This is a genomic window from Mycobacterium lehmannii (assembly GCF_001499925.1).
In the GTDB taxonomy this organism is placed as follows: Bacteria; Actinomycetota; Actinomycetes; order Mycobacteriales; family Mycobacteriaceae; genus Mycobacterium; species Mycobacterium lehmannii.
The window spans coordinates 51931-69092 of record NZ_LQIR01000007.1 but is presented as its reverse complement, the minus strand read 5'-3'; the positions used below and the strand labels follow the sequence as shown (position 1 = coordinate 69092).

The 17162-nt window shown below is 68.4% G+C and carries 10 protein-coding genes; 2 read left to right on the top strand and 8 right to left on the bottom strand.

Features of this window, described 5'->3' with window-relative positions:
• Positions 1 to 776 precede the first annotated feature (776 nt).
• Together AU192_RS06030 and AU192_RS06025 are read right to left on the bottom strand one after the other, a co-directional pair.
• On the bottom strand, positions 777 to 3986 hold the full coding sequence (locus AU192_RS06030; RefSeq protein WP_064394872.1) for an arabinosyltransferase domain-containing protein: 3210 nt from the start codon (positions 3984 to 3986) through the stop codon (positions 777 to 779).
• Complete coding sequence (locus tag AU192_RS06025; RefSeq protein WP_064394871.1) at positions 3983 to 7228, bottom strand: arabinosyltransferase domain-containing protein; 3246 nt, start codon at positions 7226 to 7228, stop codon at positions 3983 to 3985. The genes AU192_RS06030 and AU192_RS06025 overlap by 4 nt, the downstream gene beginning before the upstream one ends.
• Positions 7229 to 7749: 521 nt before the next feature.
• On the opposite strand from AU192_RS06025, the gene AU192_RS25905 reads away from it, so the two are divergent.
• On the top strand, positions 7750 to 8154 hold the full coding sequence (locus AU192_RS25905) for a hypothetical protein (protein ID WP_242656908.1): 405 nt from the start codon (positions 7750 to 7752) through the stop codon (positions 8152 to 8154).
• 45 nt (positions 8155 to 8199) lie between these two features.
• Here the strand turns inward: AU192_RS25905 and AU192_RS06015 are convergent, their stop codons facing one another.
• The 5 genes from AU192_RS06015 to AU192_RS05995 all read right to left on the bottom strand — a co-directional run bounded on the left by AU192_RS06015 (position 8200) and on the right by AU192_RS05995 (position 15991).
• The gene (locus AU192_RS06015) at positions 8200 to 11433 is read right to left on the bottom strand and encodes an arabinosyltransferase domain-containing protein (protein WP_064394869.1); all 3234 of its coding nucleotides are present in this window, start codon (positions 11431 to 11433) and stop codon (positions 8200 to 8202) included.
• A gap of 11 nt (positions 11434 to 11444) precedes the next feature.
• Positions 11445 to 13340: a galactan 5-O-arabinofuranosyltransferase gene (locus AU192_RS06010; RefSeq protein ID WP_064394868.1), complete on the bottom strand. Its 1896-nt coding sequence runs from the start codon at positions 13338 to 13340 to the stop codon at positions 11445 to 11447.
• On the bottom strand, positions 13340 to 14122 hold the full coding sequence (gene dprE2, locus AU192_RS06005) for a decaprenylphospho-beta-D-erythro-pentofuranosid-2-ulose 2-reductase (protein WP_064394867.1): 783 nt from the start codon (positions 14120 to 14122) through the stop codon (positions 13340 to 13342). Before dprE2 ends, AU192_RS06010 begins: the two co-directional genes overlap by 1 nt.
• A complete protein-coding gene (gene dprE1 / locus AU192_RS06000; RefSeq protein WP_064394866.1) occupies positions 14123 to 15523 on the bottom strand; it encodes a decaprenylphosphoryl-beta-D-ribose oxidase in 1401 nt (466 codons plus the stop codon).
• A 72-nt stretch (positions 15524 to 15595) separates the two neighbouring features.
• On the bottom strand, positions 15596 to 15991 hold the full coding sequence (locus AU192_RS05995; RefSeq protein WP_064394907.1) for a GtrA family protein: 396 nt from the start codon (positions 15989 to 15991) through the stop codon (positions 15596 to 15598).
• Positions 15992 to 16055: 64 nt separating this feature from the next.
• On the opposite strand from AU192_RS05995, the gene AU192_RS05990 reads away from it, so the two are divergent.
• Positions 16056 to 16802 carry a phosphotransferase family protein gene (locus tag AU192_RS05990; RefSeq protein WP_064394865.1) on the top strand — a complete coding sequence of 249 codons (747 nt, stop codon included), beginning with the start codon at positions 16056 to 16058 and terminating at the stop codon, positions 16800 to 16802.
• Here AU192_RS05990 and AU192_RS05985 read toward each other — a convergent pair.
• The gene (locus AU192_RS05985; RefSeq protein WP_064394864.1) at positions 16799 to 17116 is read right to left on the bottom strand and encodes a TFIIB-type zinc ribbon-containing protein; all 318 of its coding nucleotides are present in this window, start codon (positions 17114 to 17116) and stop codon (positions 16799 to 16801) included. The two genes, AU192_RS05990 and AU192_RS05985, sit on opposite strands and share 4 nt — an antisense overlap.
• Positions 17117 to 17162 lie beyond the last annotated feature (46 nt).

Here is a 17162-nt window from a genome sequence, read left to right as displayed (position 1 = left end):
GGGTGGGCGGTTTGGCGACGGATTGTCATGGTCAGTTCCTAAGTTCATTGCTGTCTGTCGCGAATAAGAGACGTGCGAGCTCCAAGTGGGGTCGCCGACGGTCATCGCCGAGATCGGTCGGCACGCATATTGCCTGGTGTCACATCAGAGCGCGTACCCGGGCGCTCGGCCGAGAGGTTTATCTAGCGGACTTCATCTGCCATATGCGTCCTCACCTTCATGCGCCGTGGTTGGCGCCGACCTCCCGAATTGGACGAAAACCTTCTCCGAGGGTCCCACATCGGAGGCCCGGCGAGCGCCGAGTTTGTCGAACCCGAGCACCTGGACACCACCAAACTCCTTGTAAGCGCAAGCAGAGGCCCGTGGCGCGGAATCGTGTCGTTGCGGTGATGGGTCCACGCAGCTGTCGGTGGAGCTGAACGTCGCGTGGTCGACCACGCGTCGCGGTTATCTGGCCCGTGCGAGACCCGGCTGCTGTGCAAGTCGCTGCGCCTGATGCGAGAAAAGCAGATCAGCCGCGCAACGCAACAACGGGCTGACCTCGATTCAAAATCGCGCGAGCGGGCGCTCAGCGCCGAACCCATCGGACGATGACGGTGCCGTCGTCGCCGAGCAGTACACCTTTGCGCCGCATGCCGCTGGTGAGACGCAACTCGTCGATCTCGTCGCCGGCGACCAGGTGGGAGAACCACGTCGGACCGCCCTCACCACTAGGCGGCTCAGACCTAGATCGCCGAGGGCGCGACAACTGCCGCAGAGCTTGCTCGCGTCGACGATTACGGCTTGATGCGGATGTGGCCCGGGCTGTACAGGCCGCTGCGGGTGGCCGTCCCGAAGTCCAGCGTCGCAGGCGTCGCCCCTTGCGCCTCAGGGGTCGGCTCGAACCGGCGCAGCGAGCCCCAGTCCCGACCCCAGTCCTCCGACAGATACGTCGCCATCACGTGCGCGCGCAACAGCAGATCCGTAATCCCCAGCAGACCACCGTTGAGGCCGTCCTGCCACGTGTCGGTGTCCTTGCGCTTGGCGTTGTAGTCCGGGGTGATGCGGAACTTCGGAATCTCCGTCACGCCGTTGGCGTGCAGCATCGGCTGTTGGCACGGGAATGCCAGACCGACCGCCCAGTCCATCAGCACCGGCTGCTCCGAGCCCACGTACTCCTGAACCGACCGCAGTTCGGGGACCCGGGGCGGAGTCACCGCGAGCCAGTCGCCCGGCGTCAGCGAAAGATCCTCGGCAACAACGCGAACGGCGACCGCATCGGTCGGGATGTCGGCGCGGGGGAAGCGCAGGTTGCGCCACGACGGGATCGGACCCAGGTCGTAGGGCACCATCCGGCCGGCGGGCACCATGGCACCGTCCGGAGCGCGGCGCGCGTACTCCAATTCGACCGTCTCGCCCTCGGTGCGCCCGTTGAACACGCTGTCGCCCGTGATGGTTCCGGCGGCGGTGACGACGACAAGCGGATGCCCGTCGTCGGGGGCGGGCAGTTCGTACCAGGCCGACGTCAACCTGCTCTGCTGCTGGGGTCCCTCGACGTAGGTTCCCGCCACCGGAACCCGGTTCGGGTCGAGCCCGTACGGCAGCGGCACCGTCGACCCGTTGACACCGGGCTCGTCCAGCTCGGTGGACTGATCCCAGTCGTAGTCCGTGCCGGGCATCGGCAGATTCATCCGAATCGCCTCGGCGACAATCTTTTCCGGCACACCATCGGCGGTGAACCCGACCGGCCCGTCTCCACCAAGCGGGCCCAACGGCCCGTACTGCCCGGGCAGCGCTGTCAGGAAGCCTTGGTTGGCGTCGGGTTCGACGAGCACGTCGTCGGCCAGGCCGCAACCGCCGGCGAAGGCGCGCAGGTTGGCCCACGCGTTCGAGTAGGTGGGGTACTGGCGGACCGCGCCGAGGAGCATCGATCCGACGAACACGACCACCATGAAGCCCGCGACGACCGGGATCGGCGCCGCGGTCAGCGCCCGGGCGATGCGCCCTTCGCCGCGGGTCCGCGACGAGAAATGTAGCCAGGCCGCCCATATGGCCGCGATCGCGAACAGCGCGAACAAGACCGTGCTGACGGTGATGCCGCCGATGGCGGGTTCGTCGTTGTTGAACGGGACGCCGTAACTCGACACGTACCACCAGCCGTTGGTGGTCGCGAAGCACAGTGCGAGCACGAACAACACAGCGGCCAGGAAAGCCATCCGGTTGCGTGACCACTTCAGCACCGCAGGCGACACCAGCACGGTGGCCAGCGCCGCCATCGCCGCCCCGACCGCGGCGAACAGTCCGAAGTGGTGCACCCACTTGGTGGGGGTGAACATCAGGAAGAAGACCGTGCCCAGGATGATCCCGATCAGCCGCCACGCGGGACCCCGTGCCACCCCGGGCACGCGTCCGCGTCGCAACATGATGAACATCGCGGCGAACAGCGACAGCGCGGTGATCAGGAAGCCGAAGCGACGTGACAGCGATCCGTCCACCGTCGGCAGGATCAGGTAGTAGTAGCGCAGGTTCTCGGTGTACCACTCCTGGTTCGGGCCGACGGCGGTGCGAATCCTGGTCGCCTCCAACACCGTTGCGATGGTCTGGTCGAAGAAGACGACCGTAAGGATCACCGTTCCTGCGGCCAGCAGTGGCAACACCAGCGGCCAGACGCCCACCACCCGGCGGCGACGCACCAGGATGCGCAACAGCGGTCGACCGCCCGCCAGCAGCGCGGCCACCGCGATCAGACCCGTCGGCTGGATCCCGAGCGTGAACGCCGCCGTGATGATCGCGAACGCCGCGGGAGTGAGTCGTCCTGAGGTGATGGCCCGCTCGATCAGCACGTAGGTGATCAGCGCGCCGGTGGCGATCTGGCCTTCGGGGCGCAGGCCGTTGTTGAACGGCATCCATGCCGCCAGCAGCACCAGCCCCGCCGCCCACAGCGCAGGCTTGCTCGCGGCAACAGCGGGACCGAGGCGCGGCAGCACCTCACGAGAGAGCAACAGCCAGCACACGATTCCGCACACCAGGTCCGGAAGTCGCATCCAGATGCTCGCGTCGCTGACGCTGGTCATCATCGCCAGCAGGTTGTAGTACCAGCCGAACGGGTCCTCGGGGCTGCCGAACCATCGGAAGTAGTTCGACATGTACCCCGCGTGACCGGCCACCCGGGCCATCCCGAGGATGTAGCCGTCGTCAGAGGAGTTGGCCCCGATCACGTGCCAGACCGCGAAGCCGCCGACCACCACCACATCGGTGGGGCTGAACGTCCGCCACCGCTGCGGGATCAGCCGCCGCATTCGCCTGCCGTCCAAACGATCCAGGCGCCACAGCGCGAGCAGTGCGATCGCCGTCGACACGATGGCCAGCACCATCGCCGTCAACTTCAACGGTGTCGGATTGGTGGTGAACCGGGTGTCGATCTCTGCCGACAGGCTCAGCCCCGACGGCGCAGGACCGGTCAGGTCGGTGAACACGCCGACGATCGCGGGGCGCAGGTTCGGGTCCGGGAAACCGGTGTACTGCGGCGAACCGTCCGCCTTCGTCAGCCCGACGAAGTCGGCGAAGGTGCCCTCCTCCGAGGAGGTGATCTCGATGCGAGAGCATCCCGGGGAGTCCCCGGTGCCGACCACCCGGGCTCGGGGGACGCTGGCCACCACCACGTTTCGGTCGGTGATGTCGACACGCTGCGGGTTGACCGTGACGAACAGACTCTGCAGCGCGGCCTGCTTACCGTCCTTGGGCGCGGTGCCCAACACGACTCCGCCGCGCGGCGGCATCGAGCGGATCACCTCGCACGGCACGGTCACCGACATCCGCACCGGAGTCTGCGTGATCAACGGCGCGGTGACGCTGTTCAACTCGCCCTGCTGCGGCCAGTTCAGCGATGCGGTGGTCTGTTCCACGGGAAGCAGAGGAGTTGCCACCGACAGCACGAAGCCGATCAGGCCGGCGACCGCGGCAACCCATCGGGCGATTCGCACGTCGGAACTCGATGTCTGGCTCATGGCAGCGCCCTGATGGGTCCGCTACGGCTCCAACCGAACACGCGCACCGCCCCCTGCTCGACGACCGCGTCCGGCGCCTCGGATTCGGGCACCACCCGTAGGTACCGCTCGATCGAACCCCAGTCCCGGTACCAGTCGTCGCGCAGATAGGTGGGCACGGTCGAGGTGCGCAACAGCGTCTGGATGAACAGGAACGGACCGCCGTCCTCGGCGGACTGCCACTGGTTCGAGGACACGACCACCTGCTTGAGGTTCGGGAGGATGCGGTATTCCGGCAACTCGGCGATGCCGAGATGTTCGGAGAACGGGCGCTGGCAAGGGAAGTTCGCGGCCGTCGCGATGTCCATCAGGACGGGCGTCTGCGAGCCGAGGAACTGCTGCGCCGTGACGAGCACTGGCACCCTCGGCGGGGTGAACGCGAACCACTGGTCGGTGGACAGGTTCGGGTCGTCGGCGACGATGCGCGCGACATTCGCCTCCGGCGGCGCCGTGGCGAGCGGGAAACGCAGGTTGCGCCAGGCCTTTTGAGGACCGGGGCCGACGTCGATCGGCTGCACCTCGGCCAGCGGCTGATAGCTGCCGTCGGGGCGGTGCACACCCCACTGCAGCTTCAGCGACTGCCCGTAGTTGAACGAACCGTCCTCCTCGTAGAACCAGATCGCCCCCGCCGCCGCGACGGTGACCAAAGGCCGGTCCGGGGTGCGTGGCGGCAGCTGATACCACGCCGAGGTCACCTTGGCCGCGACGGTGTTCTCGTCGTAGCTGCCCATCACCGGCGTGCGGTCGGGATCGAGTCCGAACGGCAGGAACACATTTGAACCGTTTACGCCGACGGGTCCGTATCCACCGCCGGTGCCTGCGGCGAAGCCGATCCCGATGTTGGGTTCGTTCGGTGAGCCGTCGGAGTTGACGGTGCCGGGGTTGGCGGTGATCGGCTCGGGCGGTTCGAGGGTGTCGCTGACGCCGTTCGGGTTGAAGCCCACGGGGTCCTCCCCGCCGAGCGGGCCGTACTCGCCGAAGCGTTGCCCCGGAACCGGTTGCAGCATACCGGCATTCGTGTCGGCCTCGACGAGCACATCGTCGGCCATCGCGCAGCTGGTGTCCGAGAGCCCAGACTTCAGCGCTGAGAAGTTCGCCTTGGCGGTGGTGTACACCGGGTAGCGCTGCACGGCGCCCTTGGCCATGGAGCCGACCTCGAGCACCACCATGATCGTCGCCACCACCAGCAGCGGCGTCGAGGCGAGGACGCGATTGCGTTTGGTGTTGGCGACCTCCGTGTGCCCCGCGTAGTCCATGCGGAAGTGCAGCCACCCCGCGAGCAGGCCGGTGATGATCGCCAGCGCGAGGAAGATCCCGGTGACCGGGATACCGGCGATCACCGGCTGCTTGTCGAACCACGGCACACCGTAGTTGCCGACATAGAACCAGCCGTTGATCCCCGATGTCGCCCAAGCCAATACAAACAACAGCGCGGTGACATAGAGCGCGAGGTTGCGACGGCTGTGCAGCCCGACGCGGCTGAACGCGAACGCCGTCACCGCACCGAGCGCACCCGCCAGACCGGCGAACGCGCCGAACTGCACCGCCCACTTGGTGGGCGTGAACGTCAGCAGCAGAAGGCCGATCGCCGTCGACCCGATCAGCCGCCACACCGGCCCGCGCGCCATGCCGGCGACACCGCCGCGCCGCAGCAGCACCGCGAGCATCCCGAACAGGCAGAGCAACAGCACCAGCACCGCGAAGCGTCGGGTCAGCGACGAATCGACGCTGTCTTCGACGGTGAGGAAGTAGTAGCGCAGGAACTCCTGGTACCAGGCGATCGTCGGGCCGACGACGTACTTGATGCGGGCCGACTCCGCCACCGTGGCCAGAGTCTGGTCGCGGAACACCACCACGAAGATCAGCGCGAGCGCGGACAGCAGCGCGGCCAGCGGCGCGAGCACACCGTCGACGGGACGACGCGCGCGGATGGTGCGGACGATCGCGCGGGCGCCGACCAGAAGGGGCGCGATCGCGATCAGTCCCTGCGGCGCCAACGTCACGCTGAACACCGCGACGACGATCGCCAGCGCGGCAGGCCATGTCCGCCGGGTGGCCACGGCGTTCTCCACCAGCACCCACACCGCGACGGTGCCGAACGCGATCAACGGTTCAGGCCGCAGGCCGTTGTTGAACGGCAGCCACGCCGCCAGGAACACCGCCCCCGCCGTCCACACCGTCACCCGGTTGGCCGCAAGCCGGCGGCCGAGGCGCGGCAGGATGCAGCGGCTGACGATCAACCAGGCGCCGATGGCCGCCAGCGTCGCGGGCACCCGCATCCACACGCTGGCGGTGCTGACCGAGGCGAACGCCGCGAGCACCGATTGATACCAGTCGAACGGGGCCTCCGTGGCGCCGAAAAAGCGGTAGTAGTTCGCGGTGTAGCCGGCGTCGGCCGAGACGCGGGCGATGGTGAGGTTGTAGCCGTCGTCCGATGACAGCGCGCCGATGACGTGCCACAGCAGCAAGGTGCCCACGACGGCCAGGTCGGCCACCCAGTGCCAGAAGCCCACCCGCCAGACACGCCGCCAGGCGCGGCTCCGGCGGTCCAACACCGCCAACGCCACGATCGACGCGATCACGCACAAGACCCCCAGCACCATCACGGCGAGCTTGAGCGCGGTCGGGGAGGTGATGAAGCGGGTGTCGACGTCGACGCGCGCTTCGAGCCCGTCCTGTGGTGCGACCTCCAGATCCGTGAAGACGCCCGCGACCTGCGGCTTCTCCTCGGCCGGCAGCGTTCCCACGGCCCCGGGCAGCCCGATGAAGTCGGCGCCGGCCTCGCCGGGGTTGGCCCAGATGTGCAGTGTGCTGCAGGCGCCGTCCTCGACGGCGGGCCGCGGTGCGACGGCGGCGACGGAGTCGCGGAACGCCACGACAACGAGGTCGGAGGTGGCGCGCACGAACAGCCCGTTACGGCTGGCGTCGATGCCGCCCGGCGGGACGGTGGACAGCACCAGGCCACCGTCGGCGGGCAGCGTGGCGACGGCCCGGCAGGGGATCGAGATATCGAGGGCCTGCGGGGCGCCGGAGACCAGCGGGGCGGTGATGTCGCTGACGAACCCGTCGGGTCCGGTGCCCTGCGGCCACAGGATGGTCGCGGTGGTCTGTTTGACCGGCAGCAGCGGGACCAGCCCGCACAACAGCACACCGGCGATGCCCGCGACGACGGCGATCAGTCGCGCGATCCGATGGGCAGGCACGAGCGTCGATGGTAGGCGACTCGATCATCGGAGTCGGTGACCCCGGGCCGATATGGGCAAACGCCTCCTGCGCTCTGACGGGTTGATCCCACGCACCACGTGCGTGCGACCCACCGGTTAAGGGGTTATCCACAGCGGCCGCCTCACGCAGACGCAGCGCCACTGGGCCGCGGTGCTGGCATTCTGGCCCGCCGCGCTGGCCCACGCGTCGGCGCTGCCCGATCCGCCGATGACCGTCGTGCACGTCGCCGTCGACCCGTCGCGCAATTTGCGGCCGCTGCGACGGGTGGTGCTGCATCGAATGCCGGATTTCGCTCAGCGCGCCGATCTCGACCGCAGCCCGCCGGCGATCCGCTTGGAACACGCACTGATCGACGTGATCAGCAGTGAACTTCGCGACGAAGATGTCGCCGCCGCCTTCGCCGTATTGGCGCGGGTGGGTGCCGCGCGGCGCACCACCCCCAGCGCATCCTGCAGACCCTTCACGCCGCCGTGTCGCGGGTCGGCGGACGGTGGAGGCGATGCTCACCGACGTCCGCGACGGCGCGTGTTCGGTGCTGGAGCGTGGCTACCTGCATCGAGTCGAGCGGGCGCACGGGCTGCCGCGAGGGGAGCGCCAGATCCGCAGCACCGCGACCGGCCGGTCGACATTCCAGGATGTGCGCTACAAGCGCCAGGGAGTCGTCGTCGAGCTGGACGGTCGCGCGATTCACGAGTCACCGCGCGATCGCGATCGGGATGCGCTGCGTGACCTCGCAGAGCTGAGCCGGTCGGACCTCGTCACGATCAGGGTCACCTATGGACTCGTCTTCGGCGGCGCGTGCCGCACGGCTCTACTGATCGGCGACCTGTTCCGCCGCCGCGGCTGGACCGGTCGGCCGCGAAGCTGCTCGACCTGTCGTCCCGCGATCGCTCTAACGGGTTGATCCCACGCACCAGGTGGGTGCGACCAACCCGTTAAGGCCCGCAGCTCAGGACAGGCGCAGCGGCGCCGGGCTCCACAACCCGCTGCGCGTCGCCGTGCCCAGGTCCAGGCGGGCCTCCGCGGCGTTCGGGTACCACGGCGTGAGCTGCTGCAGCGAGCCCCAGTCCCGGAACCAGTCGTCGTCCAGATACGTCGGCACCGTCGTGGCCCGCACCAGCAGTTCGGTGATGCCGAGCGGCCCGCCGCCGAGGTAGTCCATCACCGGGGAGTTCGCCTCGGCCCCGAACCGGTCGGGCAGGATCCGCCACTTGGGCACCTCGACGACGCCGTTCTGGTGGCCGAACGGCCGCTGGCAGGGGAACGCCAACCCGACCAGCCAGTCCAGTAGCACCGGATCCGACGACCCGACGACGTCCTGCAGCGTGCGTAATTCCGGGATCCGCGGCGGCGTCACCGCAGTCCAGTGCTGCGGGTCGAGGTCTTCGTCGGAGGCCACCAGTCGGATCTGAGTGGCTTCGGGCGGTATCGCGGACAGCGGCGCCCGCAGGTTGCGCCATGCGGGGGAGGAGCCGACGTCGGCGAACCCGATCCCACCCCCGGGCTCGTCGGCGGCGGCCTGCTCGTCGGTCGCCCACTGCACCGTGACCTCACCCGCGTCGAACCGGCCGGCCGCCGAGATGACCAGCAGCGGGCCGGCGTCGTCGCGGGAAGGCAGTTGGTACCACGCCGAGCGCAACTGCGCGGGCTGCTGCGTGCCGGCCCGCCAGCTGCCCATCACCGGGGTGGTGGCCGGATCGAGTTTGTAGGGCAGCCGGGCCCGTGAACCGTTGACACCGGCGGCGGCCGTCGTGCCGCCCTCGGTCCCACCGTTTCCAGCTTGGTCGTCTTCGTTGTCGGTATCGGCGAAGTTGCTCGAGGTGCCCTGACCGCTCATCGTCTCGTCGGCGGAGACGTCACTGGGTATCCCGTTGGGGTTGAACCCCTGCGCGGTGCCTGCGCTGAGCGCCTCACCGACGGGAGTACCGATCGGCCTCAGCATGCCGACGTTGGGGTCCTCCTCGACGAGGACGTCCTCGGCCATCCCGCACGTTTTGCCGGTCAGGGCTTCGAGGTTGGATCGGCCGACGCTCCAGGCCGGGTACTGGTCGATCATGGCCAGCGTCAGCGAGAGCACCTCGAAAACCACGAGCAGCCATGTGGCGATGGCCAACGGCGCCTGCAACATTCGCTGCCAGCGCCGCTGCGGTCCGGGTGGCGACGAGTCGCGCCCGGAGAAGTGGAACCACGCCGCGGCGATCAGGGCCAGCACGGCCAGCCCGAGCAGGATCGTCGAGAAGCCGAACTTCCACTCCGGCATGGCGTTCGACCACGGCACACCGAAGTTCGACACGTACCACCAGCCGTTGACGGTGGCGAACGACAGCGCCATCGCGAACAGGACCGCGGCGCCGAACACCGAGCGGTTGCGCCGCGAGCGCATCGCCGTGGCGGTGACGGCGACGGCGGCCAGCGCGCCCAACGAGCCGGCCAGCCCGGCGAAGACCCCGAAGTGATGGGTCCACTTGGTCGGCGTGAACATCATGGCGAAAAACGAGATGACCGTGATGCCGATGATGCGACGGCTGGGCCCCAATGCCGTGCCGGGAATCTTGAACTTGCGCAACGACATCGCGACCGCAACGGCCAGCGCCAGCAACAGTGTCAGCACCGCGAACCGGCGCGCCACCGAACCGTCGGGGCTCAGCGTGAACAACCGCTCGTAGCGGATGTGCTCGTCGAACCAGCTCAGGCTCGGCCCGACCGCGGACTTGAAGGTGCTGGCCTGCATCTCGGAGGCCAGCGTCTGGTCCCGGAAGATCAGGATGATCGTGACGGTGGCCGCGGCCAGGATCGGCGCCAGCAACGCCAGATAGCCGAAGCGTGAGACATGCGCGGCGACAATGGTTTTCAGTGGCCCGACGGCCACCAGTAGTGCGCCCACGGCGGCGATGCCCGTCGGCCCGGAGAACAGCGTGAGCGCACCGATGATGATCGCGATCGCCACGGGCAGCAGCCTGCTGGTGGCCACACCCCGCTCGACCGAGCACCAGGTGAGAAGGATGCCGAGCGCGATGATCGGTTCGGGGCGCAGCCCGTTGTTCAGCGGCAGCCAGAACGCCAGGAACAGGCCCGCCGCCGTCCACGCCGCCGCAGGTGTCTTCTTCGCGGCGTGGCCCAGGCGCGGGATCACCTCACGGCTGATGACCCACCAGCACGCCAGCGCCATCACCAGCGTCGGCAGGCGCATCCACACGCTGTGCGTGCTGACGTGGGCCCACAGCGCCAGCAGGTCGTAGTACCAGCCGAAGGGCGCCTCCGGCGTGCCGAACCACCGGTAGTAGTTCGCCATGTAGCCGGCGTGCTCGGAGACCCGCGCCATCGTCAGGATGTAGCCGTCGTCGGCGGTGTTGGCGCCGACGAAGTGCCACCACACCAGCACCGCGGTCACGACGCCGTCGAGCGGTCGCAGCGTCCACCACCGCGGGGGCAGGAACCGTCTGACGCCGCGGCCGTCGGCGATGTCGAGAAGATGAAGCGCGACCAGGGCGATGACGGTCATCGCCACCCCGATGATCATCGCCAGGGTTTTGAGCAGCGTCGGCGACGTGCTGTAGCGGGTGTCGAGCGTCGCGGAGAACTCCAGACCCGGGGGCGCCGGACCGCTGAGGTCGGTGAAGACGCCGACGATCTGGGGGCGGAAGTCGTAGCCGCCGCGCTCACCGCGCAGCGGTTCACCGGGGTCGTCGTTCGGAATCCGTCCCGGACCCTGGACTAGGCCGACGAACTCGCCGGTCACCTTGTCGGCGTGCGCGGTGAAGGTCAGCCGTTGGCACTGCGGGCTGAGCACCTGGTCCAGCGGTGCGCTGACTACTGGGGTGTTGCGCACGATCACCAGCAGGTCGTCGTTGACCCGCTCGATGAGCAGGCCGCGGTCGATGGCCTTGGGCGCCTGTTTGGGCACGGTCGACAACAGCACCGTGCGGCCCTGGCTACCGGGACCGGTCAGGCCGGCCGCCGCGCGACACGGCACTGAGATCTCCAGGTCGGTCGCGACGTAGCCGATGAGCGGGGCGTCCACGCTGCGCAGCACGCCGTTCTGCGGCCAGTTCAATTCGGCGGTGGTCTGCGTGACCGGCATCAACGGCGTCGCGATGGCCAGCAGTGCGCCGAGCAACCCCGCGACGATGGCGATGAGCCGCACCGTCCGATGGTTCGACCCGACACCGGCTTCACCGACCACGGGGTTCGATCTTAATTGGGCTTGCGGATCGCCAACACGAACGGTCCGATGCTGGAGACCTCGAAGCGGGGGTCGTCGAACAACGCCTCGTCGAGGGCGACGTGGTAGCGGCGCACATTGGGCTGGTTCGGATATACGTCGGAGGCCAACCGCAACGTATAGGTGTCGTCGGCGCCGCGGCGCATCAGAAACACCGTCGGCGGCTCCCACGGCAGCGTGTCGAGTGCCTCGATGAACTGGTCGGCGTCGGTCAGCGTGGCCCAGCTCTCGATGGCCTCGGCACGCTTCTCGAACTGCGCGAGGGGGTTGGCGTAGTGCGAGGTCAAGCCCTGAAAGCCGTAATAGGGGTAATAAGACAGGAAGCTGTAGTCGGCGGTCAGCACGACGGTCTCGTCACGGGGACGACCGGTCACCTCGGTGATCCTGGCGTCGATCTCGCGGTAGTAGCGCTCGGCGCCGGGCGGTCGCCGGTCCGCGCGCTGACCGTAGCCGTCGGTATCGGTATAGGCGACCACGATGTCGGACCGCAGCACGTCGGGGATGTCCTGGCTGTAGGTGACGGCGCCGATGGCGCCCAGCGTGGCCGCCGCGGCGACGACGCGGCGCGCGTTCTCGGGTCGCACCCGCGCCGCGACGGCCCGGGTGACCTCGATGAAGCCGAAGGCACCTGCGGCCGTCAGCAGCACGGTCAGCGTCGGATTCAGTCGGAACGACAACAACGTGGTGCCCACCAGCGTGGTCAGCATCGACAGCAGCGACCAGGCGTAGACGGCGAGCACCGCGATCGCCAGAGCGCCGGCCCTGGTGGAGGAGCGCGCGCGCCAGACCAGCCACAGCGTGCCGAGCATGCACAGCGCTCCCAGCAGTGTGAAGTGCAGCATCGGGAACTCCAGCTGCGCGCCGTCGGTCGGCAGATAGTGCTGCGCGGTACCGGAGTCGGCGGGCTCGCCGGAGAACGCCGCCAGAAGGTACGGCGCCCAGCCGATCAGCGCGATGGCGCCCGAGATGACCGCGATGACCACCAGCCGCAGCAGCGGTTCGATGCGTCTGCGCGCGACGGCCAGAAGCACCCCCATGATCGCCAATGTGAATGCCGCGTAGGCGAACAGCAGCGTGTAGGACAGCGCGGCGCCGCCGAGGAAAAGGCCGGTGCCGATGACGGCGGGCCAGCCGGCTCGCGTCCTCCCGCCCGCCACCCCATCCGGGTCACCCCCGCGCAGACCCGACCACGCGAGCACGAACACCGGCGGCAGCAGTACACAGATGATCGCGGCGTATGGCTCGGCCGGTGAGTATGCGAGCGTGGCCGCGGCGGTGGCGGTGGTCACGATGAGCGCGTACTCGAAGCGAATCATGGCTGCCCACAACACGAACGCCACCGCGATCGCGGCGGTGATCGACATGATCGCCCACGGTTTGAACATCTCCCACGCCGGAGTTCCGGTCAGCGCGGCCAGGCGGCCCCCGATCCAGAACCAGCCCGGCGGATAGAACGGCGGCAGACCCATGTAGGTCATATCGCGCAGCGCGGCGCTGTCGGCGAGCCGGGTGAGGTACTCGGTGCGGAACTGCTGATCGACCGAGATGCCGTACAAATAGAGCCTCGTCGCACCGAGCGGCATCGCCAGCGTCACCACCGAGAACGCCGACAGGAAGAGCGTCGCCCCGACCTTCGCGAGCAGCTGCCGGCCGCGCCGCCAGACCCACCCGCTCGCCAACAACCCGGCCAGACAGGCGAACTGGCCCACCGTGGTCAGCGCGTGTAGCTGATTGGACGAGTTGTAGGCGGGCCACTCCACGCGCGCGATCGCGGCCAGCGAGACCACCGCGACGACGATCGCCACCGCGGTGGCCGCCACCATCTGGCCGGCGACCTTGATCGGCAGGGCCCGCGCGCCGCCGCGCATCAGATGGGTAGCTTGCGGAAGATCGGCCGCGGGATGTGGCGCAACACCATCATCACGTACCGGAACGCTCCCGGCGCCCATACCAGTTCCTTGCCTTTGGCTGCCGCCGTGACGGCCAGTTCGGCGACGTCTTCCTTGTCGACGGTGAACGGCGCTTCCTTCGCGCCGGTGGCCTTCCAGTGCTCGATGGTGGTCGTGGTGCGCACCTGACCGGGCCGGATCACCAGCACCCGAACTCCGTGCTCCCGCAACGCCTCTCCGAGGCCGAGGTAGAAACCGTCCAAGCCGGCCTTGGTCGACCCGTACACGAAGTTGGACCGCCGCACCCGCTCACCGGCCGCTGAACTCATCGCGATGATCTGCCCGAAGCCCTGGGCGCGCATCTTCTCGCCGATCAGCACGCCGACGGAAACCGCTGCGGTGTAGTTGATCTGGGCGACCTGCACGGCCTTGGACTGGTTCTGCCACAGCTCCTCGGCGTCGCCGAGCAGCCCGAAGGCGACGATCGCGACATCGACATCACCGCCGCCCCAGGCCTTGTCGATCACGGCGCGATGTCCGGCGGTGTCGGCGCCGTCGAAGTCGATCCATTCGACGGACTTGGCCCCCGCGGCCGTCATCGCCGCGATCGCCTCGTCCTTGCGGGGGTGATTCGGCAGGTCCGCAAGGATGATGCGGGCATGCGCGTTGCGCAGGTAGCGCTCGCAGATCGCCAGCCCGATCTCCGATGTCCCGCCGAGCAGCAGGATGGTCTGGGGGTTACCTACAGCGTCGAGAACCATCTACAGGAGCTCCAAGCGTCGTGCCATGTCGGATGCGAAGACGCCGTTCGGGTCGGCCTTGCGGCGCACGGCAATCCACTCGTCTATCCTCGGATACATCTTGTGGAACCGCTCCGCGCTGACCCGGGAGTCCTTCGCGGTGTACACCCGGCCGCCGAACTCCATGACCCGCTCATCGAGCTCGTTGAGGAATTCGTTGACACCGGGCTTGTTCGGGAAGTCCATCGCCACGTTCCATCCCGCCATCGGAAAGCTCAGCGGCGCGCTGTTGCCGGGCCCGAACAGTTTGAACACGTTCAGTGCCGAATAGTGCCCGCGCGTCTGGATCCAGCGGATGATGGACTTGAACTCCTCGAGCGCATCGGGCGGAACCAGGAACTGGTGCTGCGCGAAACCCGCTGGGCCGTAAGCGTTGTTCCACCCGCTGACCAGATCCAGCATGTGGTAGAACTGCGACAAGTTCATGATCTTGCCGGTGTAGGTGCCGCCGAGCCGGTAGTACACCTCGCCGATCGCCATGAACGAGAGCTTGTTCATGGCGCTGACCGGGAAGATATCCGGCACCGAAAGTAGTTGTGGCGCATCGAACTTCAGCGGATCCTTGGCCAGCTTCGGGGGAAGCTGATCGAGCGTCGCGAGGCTGCCACGGCTGATCGCGGCCCTTCCGAGTTTCGGCGGCGGGCTGATCAGGTCGAACCACGCGCTGGAGTAGGTGTAGCGGTCCTCGCTGCCATCGAGGTGCACGGCGACGGTCTCATCCAGGTCGCTGGTGGACACACCGTCGGCGATGAAGTACGCGGTTTCCGTGCGCGTCATCGCGATTCGGGCGCGCACCACGATCCCGGTGAGCCCGTTACCGCCGACCGTCGCCCAGAACAGTTCGGCGTCCGGCCCGTCGGGGGTGAGGGTACGAACCTCGCTGTCGGCCATCAGCAGGTCCATCGACAGCACGTGATTGCCGAAGCTGCCTGCACTGTGGTGGTTCTTGCCGTGGATGTCGGAGGCGATCGCGCCGCCGACGGTGACCTGCCGCGTGCCCGGCAGCACCGGTACCCACAGCCCGAACGGCAGCGCGGCCTTCATCAGGTGGTCGAGGCTGACGCCCGCATCGACGTCGGCCACGGCCGTCTCGGCGCTGATCGAGTGGATCTTGTGCAGCGCGGTCATGTCCACGACCAGGCCACCGCCGTTGCATGCCTGATCGCCGTAGGAGCGACCCAGGCCGCGGGCGAGGACGCCCCGGTGCAGGAACGACGGGCTGGCTGCGCTGCGGTCGGCGGCCTCACGGACCGCAGCGGCGATCACGTCGACGTCCGGCGTGCTCAGCACCTGAGCGACCGACGGTGCCGTGCGACCGAAGCCGGTCAGGGCACGCGAGGTCGTCGGTAAGTTCTCGGACATCGTGACGAGGGTACCGTGCGGACAGCCGGCGCCATGACCGCTGGATATCACGCGGCCGGCAGCGGTGTCGCGTCAGTGCAGGCGGAAGATGACCGCACGCTGGACGACGAAATTGATCACCGTCGCCGTGCCCTGGGCGATGACGAACGCGACCGGCACCCGCCACGGTTTGTCGTCCCACGCCACGTACAGCCCGTAGTTGATGCCGACCTGCGCGGCGTAGGTCACCGCATAGAGCGCACACACCGCGATGAACCGCGCGGTGCTCGGCGGCGCCTGAAAGGTCCACCGGCGGTTGATCAGATATGCCGTGGTGGTGCCCGCGATGAAGCTGAGCGTCTTGGCTACGTTGACGTGCAGACCGGCGGCGAGCAGGGCGACGTACAGGCCGAAGTCGACGATCGCGGAGAAACCACCGGTGACGATGAACCGCCAGATCTGGGTGCCCAGGCTCAGGGTCGGCTGCATCGGGGGCTCGGCCACCCGGGCAGCTTAGCGGCATGTGCAGCCGTCACGTCGCTAGGTTTCAGGTGTGCAGACCCGGTCCGGTGCAGAGATCGTCGTCGACGGCGACGTCGTCTACAAGCTGCACCGGCCGGGTACCAATCCGCGGGCACTGACGGTCCGACTCGGCATCGCTGCGGGCTCGGATTGCCTTCTCTCGCCGCTGTCGACGGTTCCCGAGCCGGTCGCAGCGCGCTGGCGCAGTCGGTGGCCGCGCGTGCAACCCCTTGCCCCGCAACCAGAGTCGGTGCCGTGGTCGGAAGCCGGACAGCTGCTGGCCCGGCTGCACCGGGAGCCATGGTCGTCGCGAGTGCCCCCGCACGGCTGGTCGCAACGGCTGCGGTGCGCGGTCGACGTGCTGCGCTCCGACGGCGATCCGACGGTGCGACGGGCCGCGGCCGCCCTGCCCGACGCGGTGTGGCGACCGGGCTCACCGGACCGTCCGCACACGTTGGTGCACGGCGACTGGCATCTGGGTCAACTCGCGCGCCCGCACGCGGACGGGCCCTGGATTCTTCTCGACGTCGACGACCTGGGTGCCGGCGATCCGGCGTGGGACCTGGCTCGACCGGCCGGATTCTGGGCGGCAGGACTGATCCCGGACGCCGACTGGCAGAGCTTCGTCGATGCCTATCGCGCCGCAGGCGGCCCCGCGCTGCCCGATGGAGACCCGTGGCCGGTGCTCGACGCGTTCGCGCGCGCGGCCGTGGTGCAGGCGGCGGCCCACCATCCTGACGACGAACTGTTGGTGGCGGCCTGCGCGCGGATGGGCTAGCTCGAGAAGAACAGCCGGCCGAACCCCTGTTTGCGGTAGTACTTGTTGCCGCGATGGCCCCAGCCCGGGCCATATCCGTATCCCGGCTGGGCAGGTGGCGGAGGGGGTGCGGCCTGCACGAACCGGTTCTCCATCTGAGTCAGCGACTCGAGCTCGCCGAAGTCGAGGAAGATGCCGCGACAGGTGTCGCACTGCTCCAAGTGGATGCCGTTGCGTTCGTAGGTCCGCATCGAGCCCGCGCACTTCGGGCAGGTCAGCGTGCCCGTCGGTGCGGACGGCGTGGACGACGGCGGCTGATATGGCGGGATGCTCATATCCGCATAACGGTCGCGAGCGACGCCTGAGTTCCGCGGCGAGGAA